Origin of the sequence: Bradyrhizobium sp. SZCCHNS3052 (genome assembly GCF_032484495.1) — a bacterium.
In the GTDB taxonomy this organism is placed as follows: Bacteria; Pseudomonadota; Alphaproteobacteria; order Rhizobiales; family Xanthobacteraceae; genus Bradyrhizobium.
This window is the reverse complement of the sequence record NZ_JAUETB010000001.1, coordinates 1,495,628-1,513,260: the sequence shown is the minus strand read 5'-3', so window position 1 is coordinate 1,513,260 and position 17,633 is coordinate 1,495,628. Positions and strand designations below refer to the sequence as shown.

Below are 17,633 nucleotides of genomic sequence, written 5' to 3'. Positions count from 1 at the left end.
GCAGTCGCGATGAGCGTCTCCGAACCCTTCATCCGCCGTCCTATCGCGACCTCGCTGCTCGGCGTCGCGCTGCTGATCGGCGGGCTGCTCGGCTATCTCGCGCTGCCGGTCTCGGCGCTGCCGCAGGTCGACTTCCCGACCGTCCAGGTGACGACGCAACTGCCGGGCGCCAGCCCCGATGTGATCGCCTCGCTGATCACGGCGCCGCTGGAGCGCCAGCTTGGCCAGATCCCGTCGCTCTCGGCGATGAACTCGACGAGCTCGTTCGGCGTCAGCCAGATCTCGCTGCAGTTCGATCTCGGACGCGACATCGATGGCGCCACGCAGGACGTCCAGGCGGCGATCAATGCCGCCGCCGGCGTCTTGCCGAAGTCGCTGCCCTATCCGCCGACCTACGCCAAGGTCAATCCGGCCGACGCACCGGTCATGACGCTCGCGCTGACCTCGGACACGATCTCTTTGCGCGCGATGAGCGACATGGCCGACACGATCCTGGCGCAGCGGCTGAGCCAGGTCTCCGGCGTCGGCCGCGTCTCGGTGCTCGGCGGACTCAAGCCCGCGGTGCGCGTGCAGGCCGACCTGGCGCGGCTCGCCGCCTATGGCATCTCGATGGAGGACCTGCGCGCCGCCATCGCAGGCGCCAACGTCTCCGGTCCCAAGGGGTCGCTCGACGGTGCCCAGCAGGCCTATCTGATCACGGCCAACGACCAGATCGGAGCCGCCGACGCCTACAAGCCGATCATCATCGCCTACCGCAACGGCTCGCCGGTCACGATCGGCGATGTCGCAACGATTATCGATGGTCTGGAGAACGATCGGACCGGCGGCTGGTACCAGGGTGTCCCTGCGGTCATCCTCGACATCCAGCGCCAGCCGGGTGCCAACGTCATCGAGGTCGTCAAGCAGATCCGTGCCGAGATCCCGAAGCTGCAGCGCACGCTTCCCGCCGGCGTGAAGCTCGCCATCGTCAGCGATCGCACCGTGACCATCCGCGCCTCGGTGCACGACGTGCAGTTCACGCTGGTGCTCAGCGTGGTGCTGGTGACGCTGGTTGTGCTGCTGTTTCTGCGCTCGCTGCGCGCCACGATCATCGCCGGCGTCGCGCTGCCGCTGTCGCTGATCACGAGCTTCGGCGTGATGTACTTCGCCGGTTTCAGTCTCGACAATCTCTCGCTGATGGCACTCACCATCGGCACCGGCTTCGTCGTCGACGACGCCATTGTGATGATCGAGAACATCGTGCGCCACATGGAGAATGGCGAGAGCGCGATGAACGCCTCGCTGCGCGGCGCGCGCGAGATCGGCTTCACCGTGATCTCGCTGACCGTGTCGCTGATCGCGGTGTTCATTCCGCTGCTGTTCATGTCCGGGCTTGTCGGTCGCATGTTCCGCGAGTTCGCGTTGACCTTGACGATCGCAGTCGTGACGTCGGCGGTGGTCTCGCTGACCCTGACGCCGATGATGTGCTCGCGGCTGTTGAAGCATGCCAGCGAGGAATGGGTGCTGCCGGGGCTGAACGCCATCAGCCGCTTCATCGACCGCACGGTAGCGGTCTATCACCGCAGCCTGCTCTGGGTGCTCGACCGCCAGACCGAGACGCTCGTCGTGACCTTCGCGACCTTGGCGGCGACCTTGGCGCTCTACGTCGTCGCGCCCAAGGGCTTCCTGCCGCTGCAGGATACCGGCTCGATCACGGCGGTGACCGAAGCCGGCCCTGACGTGTCGTTCGCCGAAATGAAGAAGCGTCAGGCGGACGTCGCCGCCGCGATCCAGGCTGACCCCGACGTCGTCGGCGTCGTCTCGGTGATCGGCGCCGGATCGGTCAATCCGACCACCAATGTCGGCCGTCTCGTCATGACCTTGAAGCCACTTGGCGAGCGGCAGGACGGGGTCGCCGAGGTGATCGACCGGCTGAAGCAGAAGACCTCGGGCGTGCCCGGCATGACCGTGTACTTCCAGCCGGTCCAGGACGTGCAGATCTCGACCCAGGCGAGCCGCTCGCAGTACCAGTACACGCTGACCGGTGCCGATGCCGCCGAGGTGTCGAAATGGGCGAGGCAGCTTGTCGGAGAAATGCGCCGCGACCCTCTATTCCGCGACGTCTCCTCCGAAGCCCAGGAGGGCGGCCTGCGCGCGGAGCTGACCATCGACCGCCAGCGCGCCGGCCAGCTCGGCGTCAGCCTGCAGGGCGTCACCGACACGCTCAATGACGCCTTCGCGCAGCGGCAGATCTCGACGATCTACGGCCAGGCCAACCAGTACCGCGTGGTGCTGGAGGCGCTGCCGATGTATCAGCGCGACCCGTCGGTCCTGTCGAAGCTCTATCTGCCTGGCGCCGGCGGCCAGGTGCCGCTCTCTGCGGTGGCAAGCCTCAAGCGCACCACGGCGCCGCTGGCGATCTCGCATCAGGCGCAGTTTCCGGCGGTGTCGCTGAGCTTCAACCTCGCGCCCGGCGCGGCGCTCAGCGAGGCGGTCGACGCGCTTCATGCGACCGAGAACCGCATCGGCATGCCCGGCAGCATCATCGGCGTCTATTCGGGCGATGCCGCCGAGTTCGCCAAGTCGCTGGCCGGCCAACCCTGGCTGCTGCTCGCGGCCGTGGTTACGATCTACATCGTGCTCGGCGTGCTCTATGAGAGCTACATCCATCCGATCACGATCCTGTCGACGCTGCCATCCGCCGGCGTCGGCGCCATCCTGGCCTTGATGCTGTTCGGCCAGGATCTCTCGGTGATCGGCCTGATCGGCATCATCCTCCTGATGGGCATCGTCAAGAAGAACGCGATCATGATGATCGACTTCGCGCTCGAGGCGGAGCGTCACGAAAACCGCACCCCCTACGACGCGATCGTGCAGGCGTGTCTCCTGCGCTTCCGCCCGATCATGATGACGACCCTGGCCGCGCTGTTCGGCGCGCTGCCGCTGGCGATCGAGAGCGGCACCGGCTCGGAGCTGCGCTTTCCGCTCGGCATCTCCATCATCGGCGGCCTGCTGCTCAGCCAATTGCTGACGTTGTACACGACGCCGGTCATCTATCTCGCGCTCGACCGCATCAATCGTCGCTTCGAGCGCGCGCTGCCGCCGGCGCCGAACCTGCCGTCGCCGCCGATCGCAGGTGCGACCGAAGGCATCCAGTGATGGCCTCGATCTCCGAGCCGTTCATTCGCCGGCCGGTCGGCACCACGCTGCTCTCGATCGGCTTGTTCCTGGTCGGGATCGTCGCCTATATCTTCCTTCCCGTCGCGCCGGTGCCGAACGTCGATTTCCCCGCGATCTTCGTCAGCGCGTCGCGCCCGGGTGCGGACCCGTCCGTCATGGCGGGGACGGTCGCGGCGCCGTTGGAGCGGCGGCTCGGCGAAATCGCAGGTGTCGACCAGATCACATCGACGAGCTCGCTCGGCACCACCAACATCCAGATCCAGTTCTCGATCGGCCGCGACATCGACAAGGCCGCGCGTGACGTCCAGGCGGCCATCAACGCCTCGCTGTCGGACCTTCCGAGCGACCTGCCGGCGCTGCCGCGGTTCCGCAAGGCGAACACGGCCGCGGCTCCCGTATTCGTTCTGGCCCTGACCTCGAAGACGATGACGCCGAGCGCGATGTACGACGTCGCCGACACCGTTCTGGCGCAGCGTCTGTTCCAGGTGCCCGGCGTCGGCAATGTCACGGTCAGCGGCGCCGATCAGCCTGCCGTGCGCATCGCACTCAATCCGGTCTCGCTCGCCAATGCCGGGATTTCGACCGACGATGTCCGGACGGCGATCATCAATGCCAATCCGATCGGGCCGGTCGGCATCTTCGAGGGCGCGCGGCAGAGCGAGACCATTGCCATCAACAGGCAGATGCGCAGCGCGGCCGAATTCCGCGACATCCTGATCAAGAGCAGCAATGGCAGCTTCGTGCGGCTGTCGGATGTCGCCGACGTCGAGGATTCCGTACGCAACGTGCGTTCGATCGCCTGGTTCAACAAGCAGCCGGCGGTGCTGATCCAGATCGCGAAACAGGGCGACGCCAACGTGATCGAGACCGTCGACCGTGTGAAGGCGCTGATCCCCGAGCTCAAGCAATGGCTGCCGGCTGGCATCGAGATCGCCACTCTGGTCGATCGCACAGGGACCATTCGCGCCTCGGTCGAGGACATGCAGTGGACCTTGCTCGCGACCGCCGTGCTGGTGATGGTCGTCGTGTTCCTCTTTCTGCGCCGCCTGGTGCCGACGGTCGCGGCCGGCGTCTCGGTGCCGCTGGCGCTCGCCGGCACCTGCGCGGCGATGTGGCTCGCAGGCTTCTCGATCGACAATCTGTCACTGATGGCGCTCGCGATCTCCGTCGGCTTCGTCGTCGACGACGCCATCGTCATGATCGAGAACATGTACCGCAATCTCGAGCATGGCCTGTCGCCGATGCGCGCCGCGCTCGACGGCGCCCGCCAGATCGGCTTTACCGTGTTGTCGATCAGCCTTTCCTTGATTGCGGCCTTCGTGCCGTTGATCTTCATGGACGGCGTCGTTGGCCGTCTCCTGCGTGAGTTCTCGCTGACGCTGACCTTCGCAATCGTCGTGTCGACATTGGTGTCGCTGACGGTGACGCCGATGATCTGCGCGCATTACATCAAGGAGACGCTGTCCGATCGTGCCACCTGGTTCGACCGTATCGTCGAAGGCGCGCTGTCCGGCATGGTCCGCTTCTATGCCTGGACGCTGCGCGGCGTGCTGGTTTATCCGTTTCTCACCCTGATCGTGTTCTTCGCCACCATCGCGCTCACGGTGACGCTCTACATCAAGGTGCCCAAGGGCTATTTCCCGACCGACGATTCCGGCTTCGTCATCGGTGCGACGCGCGCCTCGGCCGACATCTCGTTCCAGTCCATGCTTGGTCTGCAGCAGCGGCTCGCCGACATCGTGATGGCCGATCCCGCCGTGGCCGGTATCGGCTCGACGATCGGGGGCGGCGGCGGGCCGGGTGGCGCGACGTCCAACCGCGGCACCATGTTCATCAATCTCAAGCCCCCGGCGGAGCGCGAGGGCGTCTCCACTGAGCTCGTGATCAACCGCCTCAGGCGGAGCCTCGCGACGGTCCCCGGCATTCGGCTCTTCATGTTCGCCGCGCAGGACGTGCGCACCGGCGGCCGTCAGAGCGATTCCGACTATCAGTACACGTTGAGCAGCCCCGATCTCGACCTTCTGCAGAAATGGGCGCCGATTGTCGCCAAGCGCCTGGAGACGGTTGACGGCATCACCGACATTTCCAGCGACCGCGATCCCGGTGGCCTGCAGCTCGCGCTGCGGATCGACCGACAAAAGGCGGCGAGCCTCGGCGTCCGCGTCCAGGATATCGACAACGCGCTCAACAACGCCTTCGCGCAACGCCAGATATCGATCGTCTACAGCCAGCGCAACCAGTACATGGTCGTGCTGGAGATCGACCCGAAATTCCAGACCGATCCCTCCAATCTCGACCGCATCTATGTGGCCGGGGCAGGGGACGCGCAGGTGCCGTTGTCGGCGCTGGTCAAGGCCGAGCGTGGCCTGTCACCGCTGGCGGTGTATCACTCGCAATCGTTCCCTTCGACCACCGTGTCGTTCAACCTGCTGCCGGACGTGCCCTTGCAGACCGCGACCGCCAACATCCAGCGCGCCGTCGACGAGCTGCACATGCCGGAGGGCATCCGCGGCAGCTTCGACGGCAATGCCGGGGACTTCAACAAGAGCAGCGGCCGCCAGCCGCTCTTGATCCTGTTCGCCCTGGCCGCGATGTATATCGTGCTCGGCGTGCTCTATGAGAGCCTGGCGCATCCGCTGACCATCATCTCGACCCTGCCGTCGGCCGGGCTCGGCGCGCTGCTCGCTTTGCAGGTCACCAACACACCGCTGACAGTGATCGCCTTCGTCGGCATCATCCTGTTGATCGGCATCGTCAAGAAGAACGGCATCATGCTCGTCGATTTCGCGCTCGAGGCCGAGCGCCAGCGCGGCATGTCCTCGGCCGATGCGATCTTCGAGGCCTGCCGGGTGCGCTTTCGCCCGATCCTGATGACGACCCTCGCCGCGCTGTTCGCCGGCCTGCCGCTGGTGATCGCGACCGGTCCGGGCACCGAGCTGCGCCGCCCGCTCGGCATCACCATCATCGGCGGGCTGCTGGTGTCGCAGATCCTCACCCTCTACACCACGCCGGTGATCTACCTGCTGATCGACCGGCTGCGCCGCCGCTCGACCCCGGAGCCGCTCGCCGCGCCCGCTGAATGAGCCGTTGTGGCCCTGTCCGCGGGCGCGTATAGCCGCCGCATGCCAGAACCACACGACCATCCGCCGCTCGCCACCGAGGCGCCGCCCGATTGCCCGCGTTGCCAGAAACCGCTGCCGCTGTGCATCTGCGACAGCGTCACACCGCTGGAGAGCCGGCTGGGGCTCCTGATCCTGCAGCATCCGCAGGAGCAGGATCGCGCGCTCGGCACCGCGCGGCTCGCCGCCCTGCATTTCAAGAACGCGGTGGTCAAGGTCGGGCTATCCTGGCCGAGCCTCGCCAAGGCACTGGGACGGCCGGTCGCCGATCCCGCGCGCTGGGCCATTCTCTATCTCGGCTCGGCGAAGGCGGCCGAGCTCGATCCCGAGAGCGAGGTGGTCGCGGTGACCCGCAAGGGTGAGGTCGCCGACAACCAGCGCGCCATCCTCAAGTCGATCGAGGGCGTGATCCTGCTCGACGGCACCTGGAGCCAGGCCAAAGCGCTGTGGTGGCGCAATCCGTGGATGCTGAAATGCCAGCGCGTGATCCTCGGGCCGCGGCAGCCGTCGCGCTACGGCCGGCTGCGCCGCGAACCGCGCCGCGACGGGCTGTCGACCATCGAGGCTGCCGGGATGCTGATGGCCGCGCTGGAACGGCGGCCGGAGATTGCCACGGCCCTCGACGCGAGCTTCGAGCGCATGCTGGCGCGGTATCGGGAGGTGGAAAAAGCGCAGCCGGAGCTCACGCCCCGCCCAAAGGCCCGCAAGCCGGATTGGCGCAACCGTAAACGGCGGGTTTAGGAACCGGAGGTACGCTTCTTGCATTGCAGCATGGAACGAGGATGAGAGCCATGCCGGAAGCAGAAAAGTCCAACGTGGTGCAGCTCCGGGATTACGCGCCCCGGCTGGCCGGCAGATCCGGCTCGGATCGGACGGGCGTCTCGGCCGGTGAACGAGGGGCAATTCTGACTTGGCCGCGCGCGCAGGTCAGCTATCCCGGCGGCATCGACGATCTGCCCATCTAGCGCCGGTTCGCGGCCCCAATGGGTAGTCCAACCGCTTGATCTTGATTGAGTGGAGGCCACGACCAGAATTGAACTGGTGTAAACGGTTTTGCAGACCGCTGCGTAACCACTCCGCCACGTGGCCCCTGTGGGCGGAGCAATATAGGCAATCTCTCGGTTAGGCAACCACTCTCGTCGCGAAGGCCGACGTCGTCGATCCGGGCCTTCGGCCAGCTGGAATTTCGATCCGCCCAGCCGCGTTTCGAACTGGTCGCATCGGGCACGGCAGCGCAGAGAGGGATTGTCGCGCCGCCCTCATCGCGAACCCTGGTCCACAACTCGCGTGGTCGCAATTCCAGACGGAGCTGGCGACACCGTCGCTCCCGATCGCTAGGAGCTTTCGCCGAACTGCTGCACCGGCAATGGCGCGCAGCAGCGACGATAGTTGAAGACATCGCGGCGAAATCGCGCAACGCGCCTTGATTTCGTCAGGTTGTGTAGTTCTAATTGTTCTATGTCAGGGTGCGTTGCGGGGAGCCGAGCTCTCTAGAACAGCACGCCCGCGACTCGCACACAACTTCACACGCAAAGATCTGTCATGGATGATCACCCGACACGCCGCTCGGTGGTTTTCGGCACGCTTGCCGCATGCGCAACGGTTGCCAGCGCGGCGGCCGATGACGACGATCCGCGCAAGGAGAAGCGGCCGCAAAAGGGCGACCTGCTCGTGTTCTCGGAAGGGGAGCGCGAAGGGCAGACGATCACGCCTGATGACTTGAAGATTGGCGAGCCACCGGTTCATGGGTGGCCGAAGGATCCAGCGAATGCGATCGTGCGTGACGGGTCGCGATTGAACGAGGTGCTGCTCGTCAGGCTCGATCCAAACGAACTCGACGAAGACACGCGTCAGCGTGCGGCCGAAGGCATCGTCGCCTATTCGGCCATCTGCTCGCATGCGGGGTGCCCGGTCACGGCCTGGATCAAGGCGACCGAGGGCAACGACGATGTTTTCAAATGCATGTGCCACAATTCCGAGTACGACCCGAGGCGCGGGGCGCAGGTCGTGTTCGGCCCCGCGCCCCGGCGGCTCGCCGCGCTTCCCCTCGTGCTCAAGGACGGCGCGCTCATGATCGCTGCGCCCTTCATTGGAAAGGTAGGTGGCCAACAGGGCTGATGAGATCCCATGTGCCTATCGGAACTCGCATCGTCTCGACACCCGTCACGACAACAAGTGAATCGAAAAACGAAGCAGGGGAGGTTTGTCCATGTCCACCGCGATCAAGCAATGGCTGCTATCGAGCACCGTGGCGTTCACCTGTCTCGCCGCACCGGCAGCCGTGGCCGGCCCGATCGACAACTACAGTCCTGTCACGCCCGCACGGCTCGAAAATCCCGAGCCAGGCAATTGGATGCTCTATCGTCGGACCTATGATGGCCAAGGCTATAGTCCGCTCGACCAGATCAACACCACGAACGTCAAGGACATGGTGCCGGTCTGGACCTTTGCCACCGGCGTCGTCGAAGGGCACGAGGCGCCGCCTCTGGTCAACAACGGCGTCATGTTCATCACGACGCCGATGGGGCAGGTGATCGCGCTGAACGCAAAGACCGGCGACCAGTACTGGCGCTACAAGCGCGAGCTCCCCGAGGATCTGTTCCAGCTGCATCCGACCAATCGCGGCGTCGGCCTCTGGCAGGACAAGCTCTACCTCGCCACGACGGACGATCATCTGGTCGCGCTCGACGCCCAAACCGGCAAGGTGCTTTGGGACAAGAAGGTCCAGGACTACAAGAAGGGACAATATCTCACGCTGATGCCGCTGATCGTCGACGGCAAGGTGATGGTCGGCGGATCCGGCGGCGAGTTCGGCGTCCGCGGCTATGTTGCCGCTTATGACGCCGAGGACGGCAAGGAGCTTTGGCGCACCTTCACGATTCCTTCCGAAGGCGAGCCCGGGCATGACACGTGGAGCGGCGACGACTGGAAGAATGGCGGCGGGTCTGCCTGGATGACCGGCACCTACGACAAGGACACCAAGACGGTGTATTGGGGCGTCGGCAACGCCGCGCCCTGGCCGGGGGGCCTGCACCCCGGCGACAATCTCTACACCAGCTCGGTGATCGCGCTGGATCCTGCGACCGGAAAGATCAAGACGCATTTCCAGTATCACCAGAACGACTCGTGGGACTGGGACGAGGTCGATGCACCGATGCTGGTCGACCTGCAGCGGGACGGCCGCAGCTTCAAGAGCCTGATCCATCCCGGACGCGACGCCATCTTCTGGGTGCTCGAGCGCACGCCGGAGCGAATCAACTACGTCAACGGCTGGAACTTCGTCCACACCGATGTCTGGAAGGGAATTGAGCCCGAGACGGGACGGCCGATCGTCGATCCCGCGCACAAGCCGACGCTCGGCAAGCGTGTCGACTTCTGTCCCTCGTTGTGGGGCGGCAAGGACTGGCCGTCCGCGGCCTACAGCCAGAAGACGCGCTTCGTCTACGTGCCGGCGAACGAGAATTTCTGCGGCGGCTTCACCGGGGAGAAGCTGCCGCTCGTTCCCGGCCAGCTCTGGCTCGGCACCAAGGCCGAGGACATCGGGCTCACGGTGCGGCCCGGTGCCGACCATTTCGGGGAGCTGCAGGCCTGGGATCCGGCGACAGGCAAGAAGGTGTGGTCGCACAATTTCCCGAAATCCCAGCTGTTCGGGTCGGTGACCGCGACGGCGGGCGATCTCGTTCTGGTCGGCGGCACCAACGACCGGATGTTCCGGGCGTTCCATGCCAAGACCGGTGAGCTGCTGTGGGAGCAGAAGACGAACTCGGGCATCATGGGCATGCCCGTCGCCTATGAGGCGGATGGCACGCAGTACATCGCCGTGCAATCCGGCTGGGGCGTCGATGCGCAGCGCATCCAGGATGCGCTCTCGAAAGGCGACATTGGTCTGGAGGACAACGTCCCGCAGGGCGGCGTCGTCTGGGTATTCGCAGTCAGGAAGTAGCGCCGGTGATCTGAAGGGCGGCGGCCTCGGCAGTCGCCATCTCAGAAAATGAAGACCGCGGCAGCGTTCCGGCGTGCCGATCCCTTGGCTTGCATGACGACAGAAGATCGCGCGTCAGCAGGCCGCGAACCAGCCGTCCGGAAACGGGATCAGCGGCCAGGCGCCCTGGTTGTCGTTGGCCGCCGTGGGGAAATGCAGAATTGAGAACAAGCGGGCCATGGAATCGGTCTCGGTCTCGGGCGCAATAGCGGTTCTCACAACGTCCATCAACAACTCGTATTCGGCTTCGCTCATCTCGCCCTCGCGCAAACTGCGAGCCACGATGGCGAAATTCCACTTTTTTCAAATTGAGCGGATCGTTCAAATTCTAACGATCGGGCACGACGGACCCAATTGGTTAGCGGTGCCCTTCGTTCCAAATATACCGCGGTCCGCTTTGTTCCAGTGTGAACGGGCTCACATCCCAAGGCTTCGCGTCGTCGGTGACCCGTCTGCCCGCGCGGCAGGTGATGCCGTGCAGCGATCACGATCCGGCCCGTAGCCGACCGGGAGCAAGAGATCCGCAACGCCTGCCGCGAGTCGCAGGCCGCTTCACTGGCAAAGGCCGAAGAGGCGACCCGCTCCAAACGTCCGGCTCGACGCAAGCGGCAGAATCGCTGGCGGTCAAACCGCGACGGCGAGAAGCTCGGTGTCCTGCACCAGAATGTCGCGCATCAGCTGCGACAGGTCTTTCGGCTTGAACGGCTTCGCCAAACGATGAAGGCCGACCATTCTGGGCGAGGGGCCGAGCAAATCAGGCGTCCCGCGTCCTGATTCCAGCACCATGCCCGACATCATCACGATGGGCATCGTGGGCCGGGCCGCCCGTGCAGCCCGGATGACCTCGTTGCCGTCCATGTCGGCCAAGTTGAGATCGATCAGAGCCGCGGCGAAATCATCGCGGGACACGGCATCCATGGCCAGCCGACCGTCGGTGACGGCAGTGACCGCGTAGCCCTCGCGAACCAGAAGGTGCTGGATGACACAGCAAACGCCGACTTCGTCATCAACGACCAGGATGTTCATCATGAGCCCTTCCTGACAGACGTGGATGAGGAGCGACGTGCCGCGCCTCGCTCAGAAGTCGTTGGCGCACCTCGATCGCACGATCGACCGCTTCGAGCAGATCGAGGATGTCGAACGGCTTCTGCAACGCTGCCGTCGCTCCGAGCTTGATTGCCATACCGAGGAAGTCTGGAGCACCCAGTTTCTTGTCGGTGAACGCGTAGCCGGAGATCGCGATGAACGGGACCGTGGGATCGAGCTTGATGAGCTCGCGAATGGTTGCGATGCCGTCCATGCCCGGCATGAACATGTCGATCACGACGGCATCGAAGGACACGCTGCCGATCAATCGAATGCCGGTCGGACCATCCGGCGCGAGAAACACGCAGAACCGCTTCTTCTTCAATAATGTTTCCAGCGCAGCGCGCGTGGCACAATCATCGTCAATAATGAGGACAGTAGGCATGGGCCACCTCAGTATCAGCAGGACTGAAGGACGCTCACGCTACAAGGACAATAGGCTGAGGCTCGAAAATGGCAAAGTAGTTAACACTGAATTAGTTGTCCCGATTCTGCAACTAGCGGTTTTACGGAACTTTCCTGTCCGGGCCGCAGGCCGGCCGCCTGTTGTGCATCATGCGATGAAGATGGAACTATGATTTCCGGGAGTGGATGGCTCCGGTTGTTTGAAGAATCTCAGTCCGGCTTGAGCAGGGCGACCGTGACCAGCCCCACTGCGATCAACGCTGCGCAGCAGAGCCGTCGCGGCGTTGCACGCTCCTTCAGGAACAGCACGCCGATCAGCGTCGCAAACAGGACGCTGCATTCGCGAAACGCGACCACATTGGCAATCGGATTGCGGCTCAAGGCCCAAAGGAATACCACGAATGACGTCAGCCCCAGGGTGCCTGCGATCAGCACCGGAAGCCAGGCGTCTCGGATCTCCACCACCAGAGCAGGTCCTCGCAGCATCATCGCGACGAGAAAGAACACGACACTGTCGAGCACGATCATCCAGACCGTGAACGAAGCCCAGCCTTCGGTCTGCCGGGTGCCTGCCGCATCGACCACCGAATAGCCGGCGACCAGTGCGGCGGCGCAGACGGCGGCCCAGAACGCGCGGCGGTCGATCGGACCGTGGATGCGGTCGCGCGCCAGGCCGGTGATGCCGAGGACGATTATGGCAATTCCGATCAACTGCCCGCTCCGTGGCAGTTGCTGCAGACCCAGCGAGGCAAATAGCGTTGCGAACAGCGGAACGGTGCCACGCGCGATCGGGTAGCCGCGTCCAAGCTCGGCCGAACGGTAGGCCATTGCGAGGCTCGCCTTGTAGCCCGCGTGCAAGACCAGCGAGGCCACGATGAGCGGCCAGGTCGAGACCGCCGGGACGGCAACGAGAAACAGGAAGGGCAGGATCAGGGCGCTGCTTACCAGACCCATGCCAGCCAGGAGGGAGAGGCCGCTGCCGGTCTTGACGATGGCGTGCCAGCTCGCGTGAAGCAGACCGGCCATCAGCATGAGAATTGCGGCGACAGGATCCAACGACTCGAGTCCGGTTCAGTTTTCGGGCCGCCAGCTCGCGGCAGCGAAGTAGGGGGTGGGGTCGTGCTGGAGCGCCTGCCGCGAGATGATCCGGCTCGATGGCGACACCGGGAGCTGGTCCCATTCCCCACGATCGACGAATCGGAGGCTCGCGATCTCCTCGCCATCGGGCGCAAGCGCGCCGCCTTCGATGACGGCCTCGAAGGCGATGACCGTATAGTAGGTCAGATCACCGTTGGGATAGCGGATGAGGAACTCCGGGCCCCCGAACACCCCGAGCAGGCGAATCGGCCGGACCACGAGCCCGGTCTCCTCGAAGCATTCGCGGGTGGCCGCGTCGGCCGGGTGCTCATTCGGATCGATGGCGCCGCCGGGCAACGTCCAGAGGCCCGTCTCCGCGTCGCGCCCGAGCAGAATGCGGCCCTGGTTGTCGAACACGGAGATGGAAACCGCTGTGGTCGCCAAAAGATCATGGCCGATCTTGCTGCGGACGGCTCTCAGATGATCGGAAATCGGCATCGCTGGTCGTCACTTGCAAGAGATTCGCCCCGCTTGCCCGACGCTCCATGCGCGGTCAAGGCAAGACAGCGAAGATCGGCGCACGTTCGCGGCCAATCGGCGGATGTCCCGCGTCACAAGAAAGAGGGATTGGGAGGATATATAGAACCATTCGGCATGGCCAGAATGGCTCCCCGGGCTGGATTCGAACCAGCGACCATTCGATTAACAGTCGAATGCTCTACCGCTGAGCTACCGAGGAACAGGCGAAGCAATGTTCGCGAATGCGGCTGCGTATAACAAAGCCGTTTCGCCTTGCATAGAACGAAATCGCATCTTTGCGACGATTGCGGGCTCAGGAATAAAATACCGAAATTTCAGATGGTTAGATTGATTTTGAACACTTGCTGGGCAGCGGTCGCCCACAGTTCGATGACAGGAAATTCACTTGGAGGGGAGCAAACCGGCCCCGATAGTTTGCTGGAACCGGCCAGTGCCCGCGGTCATGGAGTGTCGTAGATGCCAAACACCGTCGTCCCATTCGCTGAAGCAGTCTCCGCGCCTTCGTTGATTCCCGACCAGGTCGAGCGTCTCAGCGATGACGAATGTCTCACGCGGTTGGCCGACATGATGACGCGCGGTGATTCCGAACATATTGACGAGATCGTGCAGTTGCTCGGGCGACTGGCCGTGGTGATCGAGTAGCCGGCGGTCGGCGCACTCACAGGCGGCGTCCCAGCGGCTCCGTTGAAACCCGCATGTTGCCTTTTCCAGGGCCTTGTACCAAAAGATTGCGCAGATCGTCCGCGGTCCATCCGCTTTGCTTGCAGGTCTGCTCATGTCTTCATTCGCGACGGCGCGCCAGAAAATGGTCGATGGTCAGGTCCGGACCAACGACGTCACCGATCACCGCGTGCTGGATGCGTTGTTGACCGTGCCGCGGGAAGCCTACGTTCCCACAGATCGGCAGGCGCTGGCCTATCTCGACTTGGATCTCGACGTCTCCGAATCCGCCTCGGCCAAGCGGTATCTGATCAAGCCGATGCTGACGGGAAAACTGCTGCAGGCTGCCGAGATCAAGCCGACCGACAGCGTGCTGGTGGTTGGATGTGCAACGGGCTATCTCGCCGCGCTGGCCGCCCGACTGGCGGGCAGCGTGACGGCGACGGAGGTCGATTCTGCCATCGAAGGGCGCGCCAAGCAGCTGCTTGCCGCCGTCGATGGCTGCCCGGTTACGATTCGGGTCGCGCCGGCCGCGGAGGGTGATCCGGCGGACGGCCGCTTCGACGTGATTCTCCTCAATGGAGCGACCGAGGTCGCCGTGGACGGTCTGTGCCGTCAATTGAAGGAGGGCGGCCGCCTGGTCGGCGTCTTCGCCACCGCGCGTCCCGCCCGCGCCATGATCTTTACGCGATCGCATGGTGATATCGGCAGCAGGGTTCTGTTCGATGCTGCGGCGCCGGTCATTTCCGGTCTCGAACGGGTCCCCGAGTTCGTTTTTTAAGTCGTCCGACGAGGTCCTTAGCGACTCTCCTGAACTGCCGGGCCGCCCGTCGCGCAGCACGGTTTGGTGCGTCGTCTTCGCGGCCGCGGGCGGGCAAAATTCTGTTTTAAATCAGAAGTGTGGCCTGGATGCTGCACGTTGACAGTTTTCGATACGGGTTCCAGGCTTGGGTGGTTCCGTTGCGCTTGCATGGGGAATAAGGTGCGAGGTGCGCGGGAGTCTCTTCAACAGGTTACGGCCCGGCTCTGGCGTTCGAGCCGGTAACAAATGAATGGAACAGGGATGTTTGGGGTGAAGCTCGTCACCGCAGCGGCGGCTGCGGTCCTCGTGATGGCTTGTGCAGGCCCGACGCCTGCGCTGGCCGACACGATCGAGGCTGCGCTGGTGCGTGCCTATCAGAACAACCCGCAACTGAACGCGTCGCGGGCCCAGGCTCGTGCGGTCGACGAAGGCGTTCCGCAGGCACTCTCGGGGTATCGGCCGAAGGTCAGTCTGAATGCGACGGCGGGCATTCAGTATACGGATTTGCAAGCGGCACCCGCGACGCCGGCCGTGAACGGCGTGCAGAGGCCGCGAAGCGTCGGCCTGACGGTCAACCAGAATCTGTATAACGGTCAGCAGACGGCAAACGGCGTGCGCAAGGCCGAGGCGAACGTCTCGGCGCAACGCGAGGCTCTCCGCATTCTTGAGCAGCAGGTGCTGCTAGCGGCGGCCACGATCTATATGGACTATCTGCGCGATGCGGCGATCGTCGAGGTCCAGCGCAGCAACACGCGGGTGCTGGAGCAGACGCTCAAGCAGACCCGCGATCGGTTCAACGTCGGCGAGGTCACCCGCACCGACGTCGCGCAATCCGAGGCTCAGCTCGCCGCCGGCCGCACGCAGCAGCTCACAGCAGAGGCCCAACTAACGGCGACCCGCTCGAACTTCCGCCGAATCATCGGCAACGATCCCCAGAACTTGGCGCCGGGCTCTCCTGTCGACCGTTATTTGCCGGCGACCCTCCAGCAGTCGGTCGAAACGGCTCTGACGGAAAACCCGAACGTAACCTCGGCGATGTACGGCATCGACGTCCAGTATCTGCAGGTCAGGATCAACGAGGGTGCTCTGCTGCCGACCGTAAACGTCCAGGCTCAGGCGCAGCAGGGCTATGAGTCGAGCCTGCAATCCTATCGTGGGTTCAGCGCGTCGGCTGTCGCCTCGGTGAACGTCCCGATCTACAATGGAGGGGCGGAATACGCGCTGATCCGGCAGTCCAAGGAGTCGCTGGCGCAGCAGCGTCTGGTCCTGGAGCAGACCCGCGATCAGGCTCGCTCCGACGTGGTATCTGCCTGGGGCAAGCTGCTCGCGGGCAAGGCACAGGTGCAGTCGGCACAGGCCCAGGTGGCGGCCTCCGAGATCGCCTTGAACGGCGTGCGCGAGGAAGCCAAGGCGGGCCAGCGGACCACGCTGGATGTCCTCAACGCTCAGCAGGCGCTGGTCAACGCGCGGAATTCGCTGGTGAACGCCCAGCATGACCGCGTGGTGGCATCCTATACGGTGCTTCAGACCGTGGGGCGGCTGTCACCGCAGGTGCTGAACCTGCCGACGACCACCTACGATCCCAGCGTGCACTACCAGCAGGTCCGGGATAACTGGGCGGGTGTACGGACGCCGGATGGTCATTAGTACATTCTTAATACCGACCCTGATCCCTCGGTCCTTGGCCGGGGGATTTTTTTGTGGCACATGCTGTGGTTGTGACGAATGGGCGACGCTTGACAGGCGACCTCCGTGCTCCACCGGGTTCGCGGCGGGCGTTGCTTGCATTCATTTGTTGCCATGACATAGCCTCAAAATGGCCGCCGAACGATTCGGACTGCGTCGGAAGTTCTTCCAAGAATAGACTCCGACATGGGCAGTATCGTTCTGTTGTTTTGCATCGATCAGGCCTTGTCCGGAGACAAGTTGGCATGCCCGTTGAGAACTCCAAGCCACTTGGATCCGGCGCCCGGGACTTTTGCGCTGAGCCGGTTCGTGCGGCAGCGTTGCTGATTTGGAGTCGGAAATGACGCAGCCTGCGAAGGTCCAAGAACCCTCCATGGAGGAGATTCTGGCGTCGATCCGGCGTATCATTGCCGACGACGAGGGTAAGCCGCCGGCGGCAGACAAGGCCGCCGCGCCGGAGCCGGTCAAGGCCGAGAAGCCGGCGGCCCCGGCTGCGAAGCCGGTAATGAACGACATCCCACCTTCGAAGATCGCTGCTGCGGCTCCCGCCAAGCCCGCACCTCCGCCTCCCGCGCCGCCGGCGGCGTCCGCAAGCAACAACCAGGATGACATTGACGCATTGCTGGCGGGTTTGGATGAAACGACTCCGGTTGCAGAGGTCCGGCCGGCAGAACCCGAGCCCGAACCTGAAGTACTCGAGTTGACGGACGACATGGCAGTGGCCCCACCGACTCCCGCTCCAGCGCCAGCCCCCGCCGCGGCATCCTTCCGAAAGGTGGATCCGCGGGACGATATCGAGTTCATCGAGGCCGGGCGGCTCAATCAGAAGGCTGCCAGCTTCGAGTCCGCGTTTGAGCAAGTCACACCGAAGCAGCCGATCCTGGCCCCATCGACGGTGAACGCCGTCGAATCGGCGTTCAACGCGCTGGCCAATACGGTGCTGAGCAACAACGCCCGGACGCTCGAGGACCTCGTCAAGGAGATGCTGCGTCCGATGCTGAAATCGTGGCTGGATGACAATCTTCCGGCCCTGGTGGAGCGCATCGTCAAGGCCGAGATCGAGCGCGTCTCGCGCGGCCGCTGACGCCGAGACGGCACGATCTCGCGTTCCGTTCTG

General features: G+C 64.2%; 15 protein-coding genes and 2 tRNA genes. 10 read left to right on the top strand and 7 right to left on the bottom strand.

All coding sequences use genetic code 11. The features are described from left to right. Nucleotides 1-9: 9 nt before the first annotated feature. The 4 genes from QX073_RS06965 to QX073_RS06950 are packed head-to-tail and all read left to right on the top strand — an operon-like array spanning nucleotide 10 to nucleotide 7,243. Complete coding sequence (locus tag QX073_RS06965) at nucleotides 10-3,138, top strand: efflux RND transporter permease subunit (protein WP_316225494.1); 3,129 nt, start codon at nucleotides 10-12, stop codon at nucleotides 3,136-3,138. After that, a complete protein-coding gene (locus QX073_RS06960; protein WP_316225493.1) occupies nucleotides 3,138-6,242 on the top strand; it encodes an efflux RND transporter permease subunit in 3,105 nt (1,034 codons plus the stop codon). The genes QX073_RS06965 and QX073_RS06960 overlap by 1 nt, the downstream gene beginning before the upstream one ends. A 39-nt stretch (nucleotides 6,243-6,281) precedes the next feature. Then, nucleotides 6,282-7,019, top strand: coding sequence for a tRNA-uridine aminocarboxypropyltransferase (locus tag QX073_RS06955; RefSeq protein ID WP_315711862.1), 738 nt, complete (start codon nucleotides 6,282-6,284; stop codon nucleotides 7,017-7,019). Between the two features lie 50 nt (nucleotides 7,020-7,069). Continuing rightward, on the top strand, nucleotides 7,070-7,243 hold the full coding sequence (locus QX073_RS06950) for a hypothetical protein (RefSeq protein ID WP_316170212.1): 174 nt from the start codon (nucleotides 7,070-7,072) through the stop codon (nucleotides 7,241-7,243). A 50-nt stretch (nucleotides 7,244-7,293) separates the two neighbouring features. On the opposite strand, the gene QX073_RS06945 is transcribed toward QX073_RS06950, so the two are convergent. After that, nucleotides 7,294-7,367, bottom strand: a tRNA-Cys gene (locus QX073_RS06945). Between the two features lie 453 nt (nucleotides 7,368-7,820). On the opposite strand from QX073_RS06945, the gene QX073_RS06940 reads away from it, so the two are divergent. Continuing rightward, entirely contained in the window at nucleotides 7,821-8,396 is a 576-nt protein-coding gene (locus QX073_RS06940) for a ubiquinol-cytochrome c reductase iron-sulfur subunit (RefSeq protein WP_316170213.1), read from the top strand. Between the two features lie 91 nt (nucleotides 8,397-8,487). Then, nucleotides 8,488-10,221, top strand: coding sequence for a methanol/ethanol family PQQ-dependent dehydrogenase (locus QX073_RS06935; protein ID WP_316170214.1), 1,734 nt, complete (start codon nucleotides 8,488-8,490; stop codon nucleotides 10,219-10,221). A 114-nt stretch (nucleotides 10,222-10,335) separates the two neighbouring features. On the opposite strand, the gene QX073_RS06930 is transcribed toward QX073_RS06935, so the two are convergent. The 6 genes from QX073_RS06930 to QX073_RS06905 form a co-directional block, all read right to left on the bottom strand. Beyond that, the gene (locus QX073_RS06930) at nucleotides 10,336-10,515 is read right to left on the bottom strand and encodes a hypothetical protein (RefSeq protein ID WP_315711867.1); all 180 of its coding nucleotides are present in this window, start codon (nucleotides 10,513-10,515) and stop codon (nucleotides 10,336-10,338) included. A 369-nt stretch (nucleotides 10,516-10,884) separates the two neighbouring features. Next, the gene (locus tag QX073_RS06925) at nucleotides 10,885-11,289 is read right to left on the bottom strand and encodes a response regulator (RefSeq protein WP_315711868.1); all 405 of its coding nucleotides are present in this window, start codon (nucleotides 11,287-11,289) and stop codon (nucleotides 10,885-10,887) included. Beyond that, complete coding sequence (locus tag QX073_RS06920; RefSeq protein ID WP_315711869.1) at nucleotides 11,267-11,731, bottom strand: response regulator; 465 nt, start codon at nucleotides 11,729-11,731, stop codon at nucleotides 11,267-11,269. Before QX073_RS06920 ends, QX073_RS06925 begins: the two co-directional genes overlap by 23 nt. Nucleotides 11,732-11,961: 230 nt before the next feature. Beyond that, nucleotides 11,962-12,807, bottom strand: coding sequence for an EamA family transporter (locus QX073_RS06915; RefSeq protein WP_316225492.1), 846 nt, complete (start codon nucleotides 12,805-12,807; stop codon nucleotides 11,962-11,964). Nucleotides 12,808-12,822: 15 nt separating this feature from the next. After that, nucleotides 12,823-13,326 (bottom strand): NUDIX domain-containing protein, encoded by a 504-nt coding sequence (locus QX073_RS06910; RefSeq protein WP_316225491.1) that lies wholly within the window; start codon nucleotides 13,324-13,326, stop codon nucleotides 12,823-12,825. A 166-nt stretch (nucleotides 13,327-13,492) separates the two neighbouring features. Continuing rightward, nucleotides 13,493-13,567, bottom strand: a tRNA-Asn gene (locus tag QX073_RS06905). Between the two features lie 257 nt (nucleotides 13,568-13,824). On the opposite strand from QX073_RS06905, the gene QX073_RS06900 reads away from it, so the two are divergent. The 4 genes from QX073_RS06900 (at nucleotide 13,825) to QX073_RS06885 (ending at nucleotide 17,600) form a co-directional block, all read left to right on the top strand. After that, a complete protein-coding gene (locus tag QX073_RS06900) occupies nucleotides 13,825-14,010 on the top strand; it encodes a hypothetical protein (protein ID WP_316168012.1) in 186 nt (61 codons plus the stop codon). 133 nt (nucleotides 14,011-14,143) lie between these two features. Next, nucleotides 14,144-14,809 (top strand): protein-L-isoaspartate O-methyltransferase family protein, encoded by a 666-nt coding sequence (locus QX073_RS06895; RefSeq protein WP_316170217.1) that lies wholly within the window; start codon nucleotides 14,144-14,146, stop codon nucleotides 14,807-14,809. 282 nt (nucleotides 14,810-15,091) lie between these two features. Then, nucleotides 15,092-16,477, top strand: a complete 1,386-nt coding sequence (locus QX073_RS06890; protein ID WP_316168010.1) for a TolC family outer membrane protein — start codon at nucleotides 15,092-15,094, stop codon at nucleotides 16,475-16,477. Between the two features lie 379 nt (nucleotides 16,478-16,856). After that, nucleotides 16,857-17,600, top strand: coding sequence for a DUF2497 domain-containing protein (locus tag QX073_RS06885; protein WP_315711874.1), 744 nt, complete (start codon nucleotides 16,857-16,859; stop codon nucleotides 17,598-17,600). Nucleotides 17,601-17,633 lie beyond the last annotated feature (33 nt).

Coding starts and splice junctions, on each gene's coding strand:
- QX073_RS06965 (WP_316225494.1), top strand. CDS start 10: ATGAGCGTCTCCGAACCCTTCATCCGCCGTCCTATCGCGACCTCGCTG.
- QX073_RS06960 (WP_316225493.1), top strand. CDS start 3,138: ATGGCCTCGATCTCCGAGCCGTTCATTCGCCGGCCGGTCGGCACCACG.
- QX073_RS06955 (WP_315711862.1), top strand. CDS start 6,282: ATGCCAGAACCACACGACCATCCGCCGCTCGCCACCGAGGCGCCGCCC.
- QX073_RS06950 (WP_316170212.1), top strand. CDS start 7,070: ATGCCGGAAGCAGAAAAGTCCAACGTGGTGCAGCTCCGGGATTACGCG.
- QX073_RS06940 (WP_316170213.1), top strand. CDS start 7,821: ATGGATGATCACCCGACACGCCGCTCGGTGGTTTTCGGCACGCTTGCC.
- QX073_RS06935 (WP_316170214.1), top strand. CDS start 8,488: ATGTCCACCGCGATCAAGCAATGGCTGCTATCGAGCACCGTGGCGTTC.
- QX073_RS06930 (WP_315711867.1), bottom strand. CDS start 10,515: ATGAGCGAAGCCGAATACGAGTTGTTGATGGACGTTGTGAGAACCGCT.
- QX073_RS06925 (WP_315711868.1), bottom strand. CDS start 11,289: ATGATGAACATCCTGGTCGTTGATGACGAAGTCGGCGTTTGCTGTGTC.
- QX073_RS06920 (WP_315711869.1), bottom strand. CDS start 11,731: ATGCCTACTGTCCTCATTATTGACGATGATTGTGCCACGCGCGCTGCG.
- QX073_RS06910 (WP_316225491.1), bottom strand. CDS start 13,326: ATGCCGATTTCCGATCATCTGAGAGCCGTCCGCAGCAAGATCGGCCAT.
- QX073_RS06900 (WP_316168012.1), top strand. CDS start 13,825: ATGCCAAACACCGTCGTCCCATTCGCTGAAGCAGTCTCCGCGCCTTCG.
- QX073_RS06895 (WP_316170217.1), top strand. CDS start 14,144: ATGTCTTCATTCGCGACGGCGCGCCAGAAAATGGTCGATGGTCAGGTC.
- QX073_RS06890 (WP_316168010.1), top strand. CDS start 15,092: ATGTTTGGGGTGAAGCTCGTCACCGCAGCGGCGGCTGCGGTCCTCGTG.
- QX073_RS06885 (WP_315711874.1), top strand. CDS start 16,857: ATGACGCAGCCTGCGAAGGTCCAAGAACCCTCCATGGAGGAGATTCTG.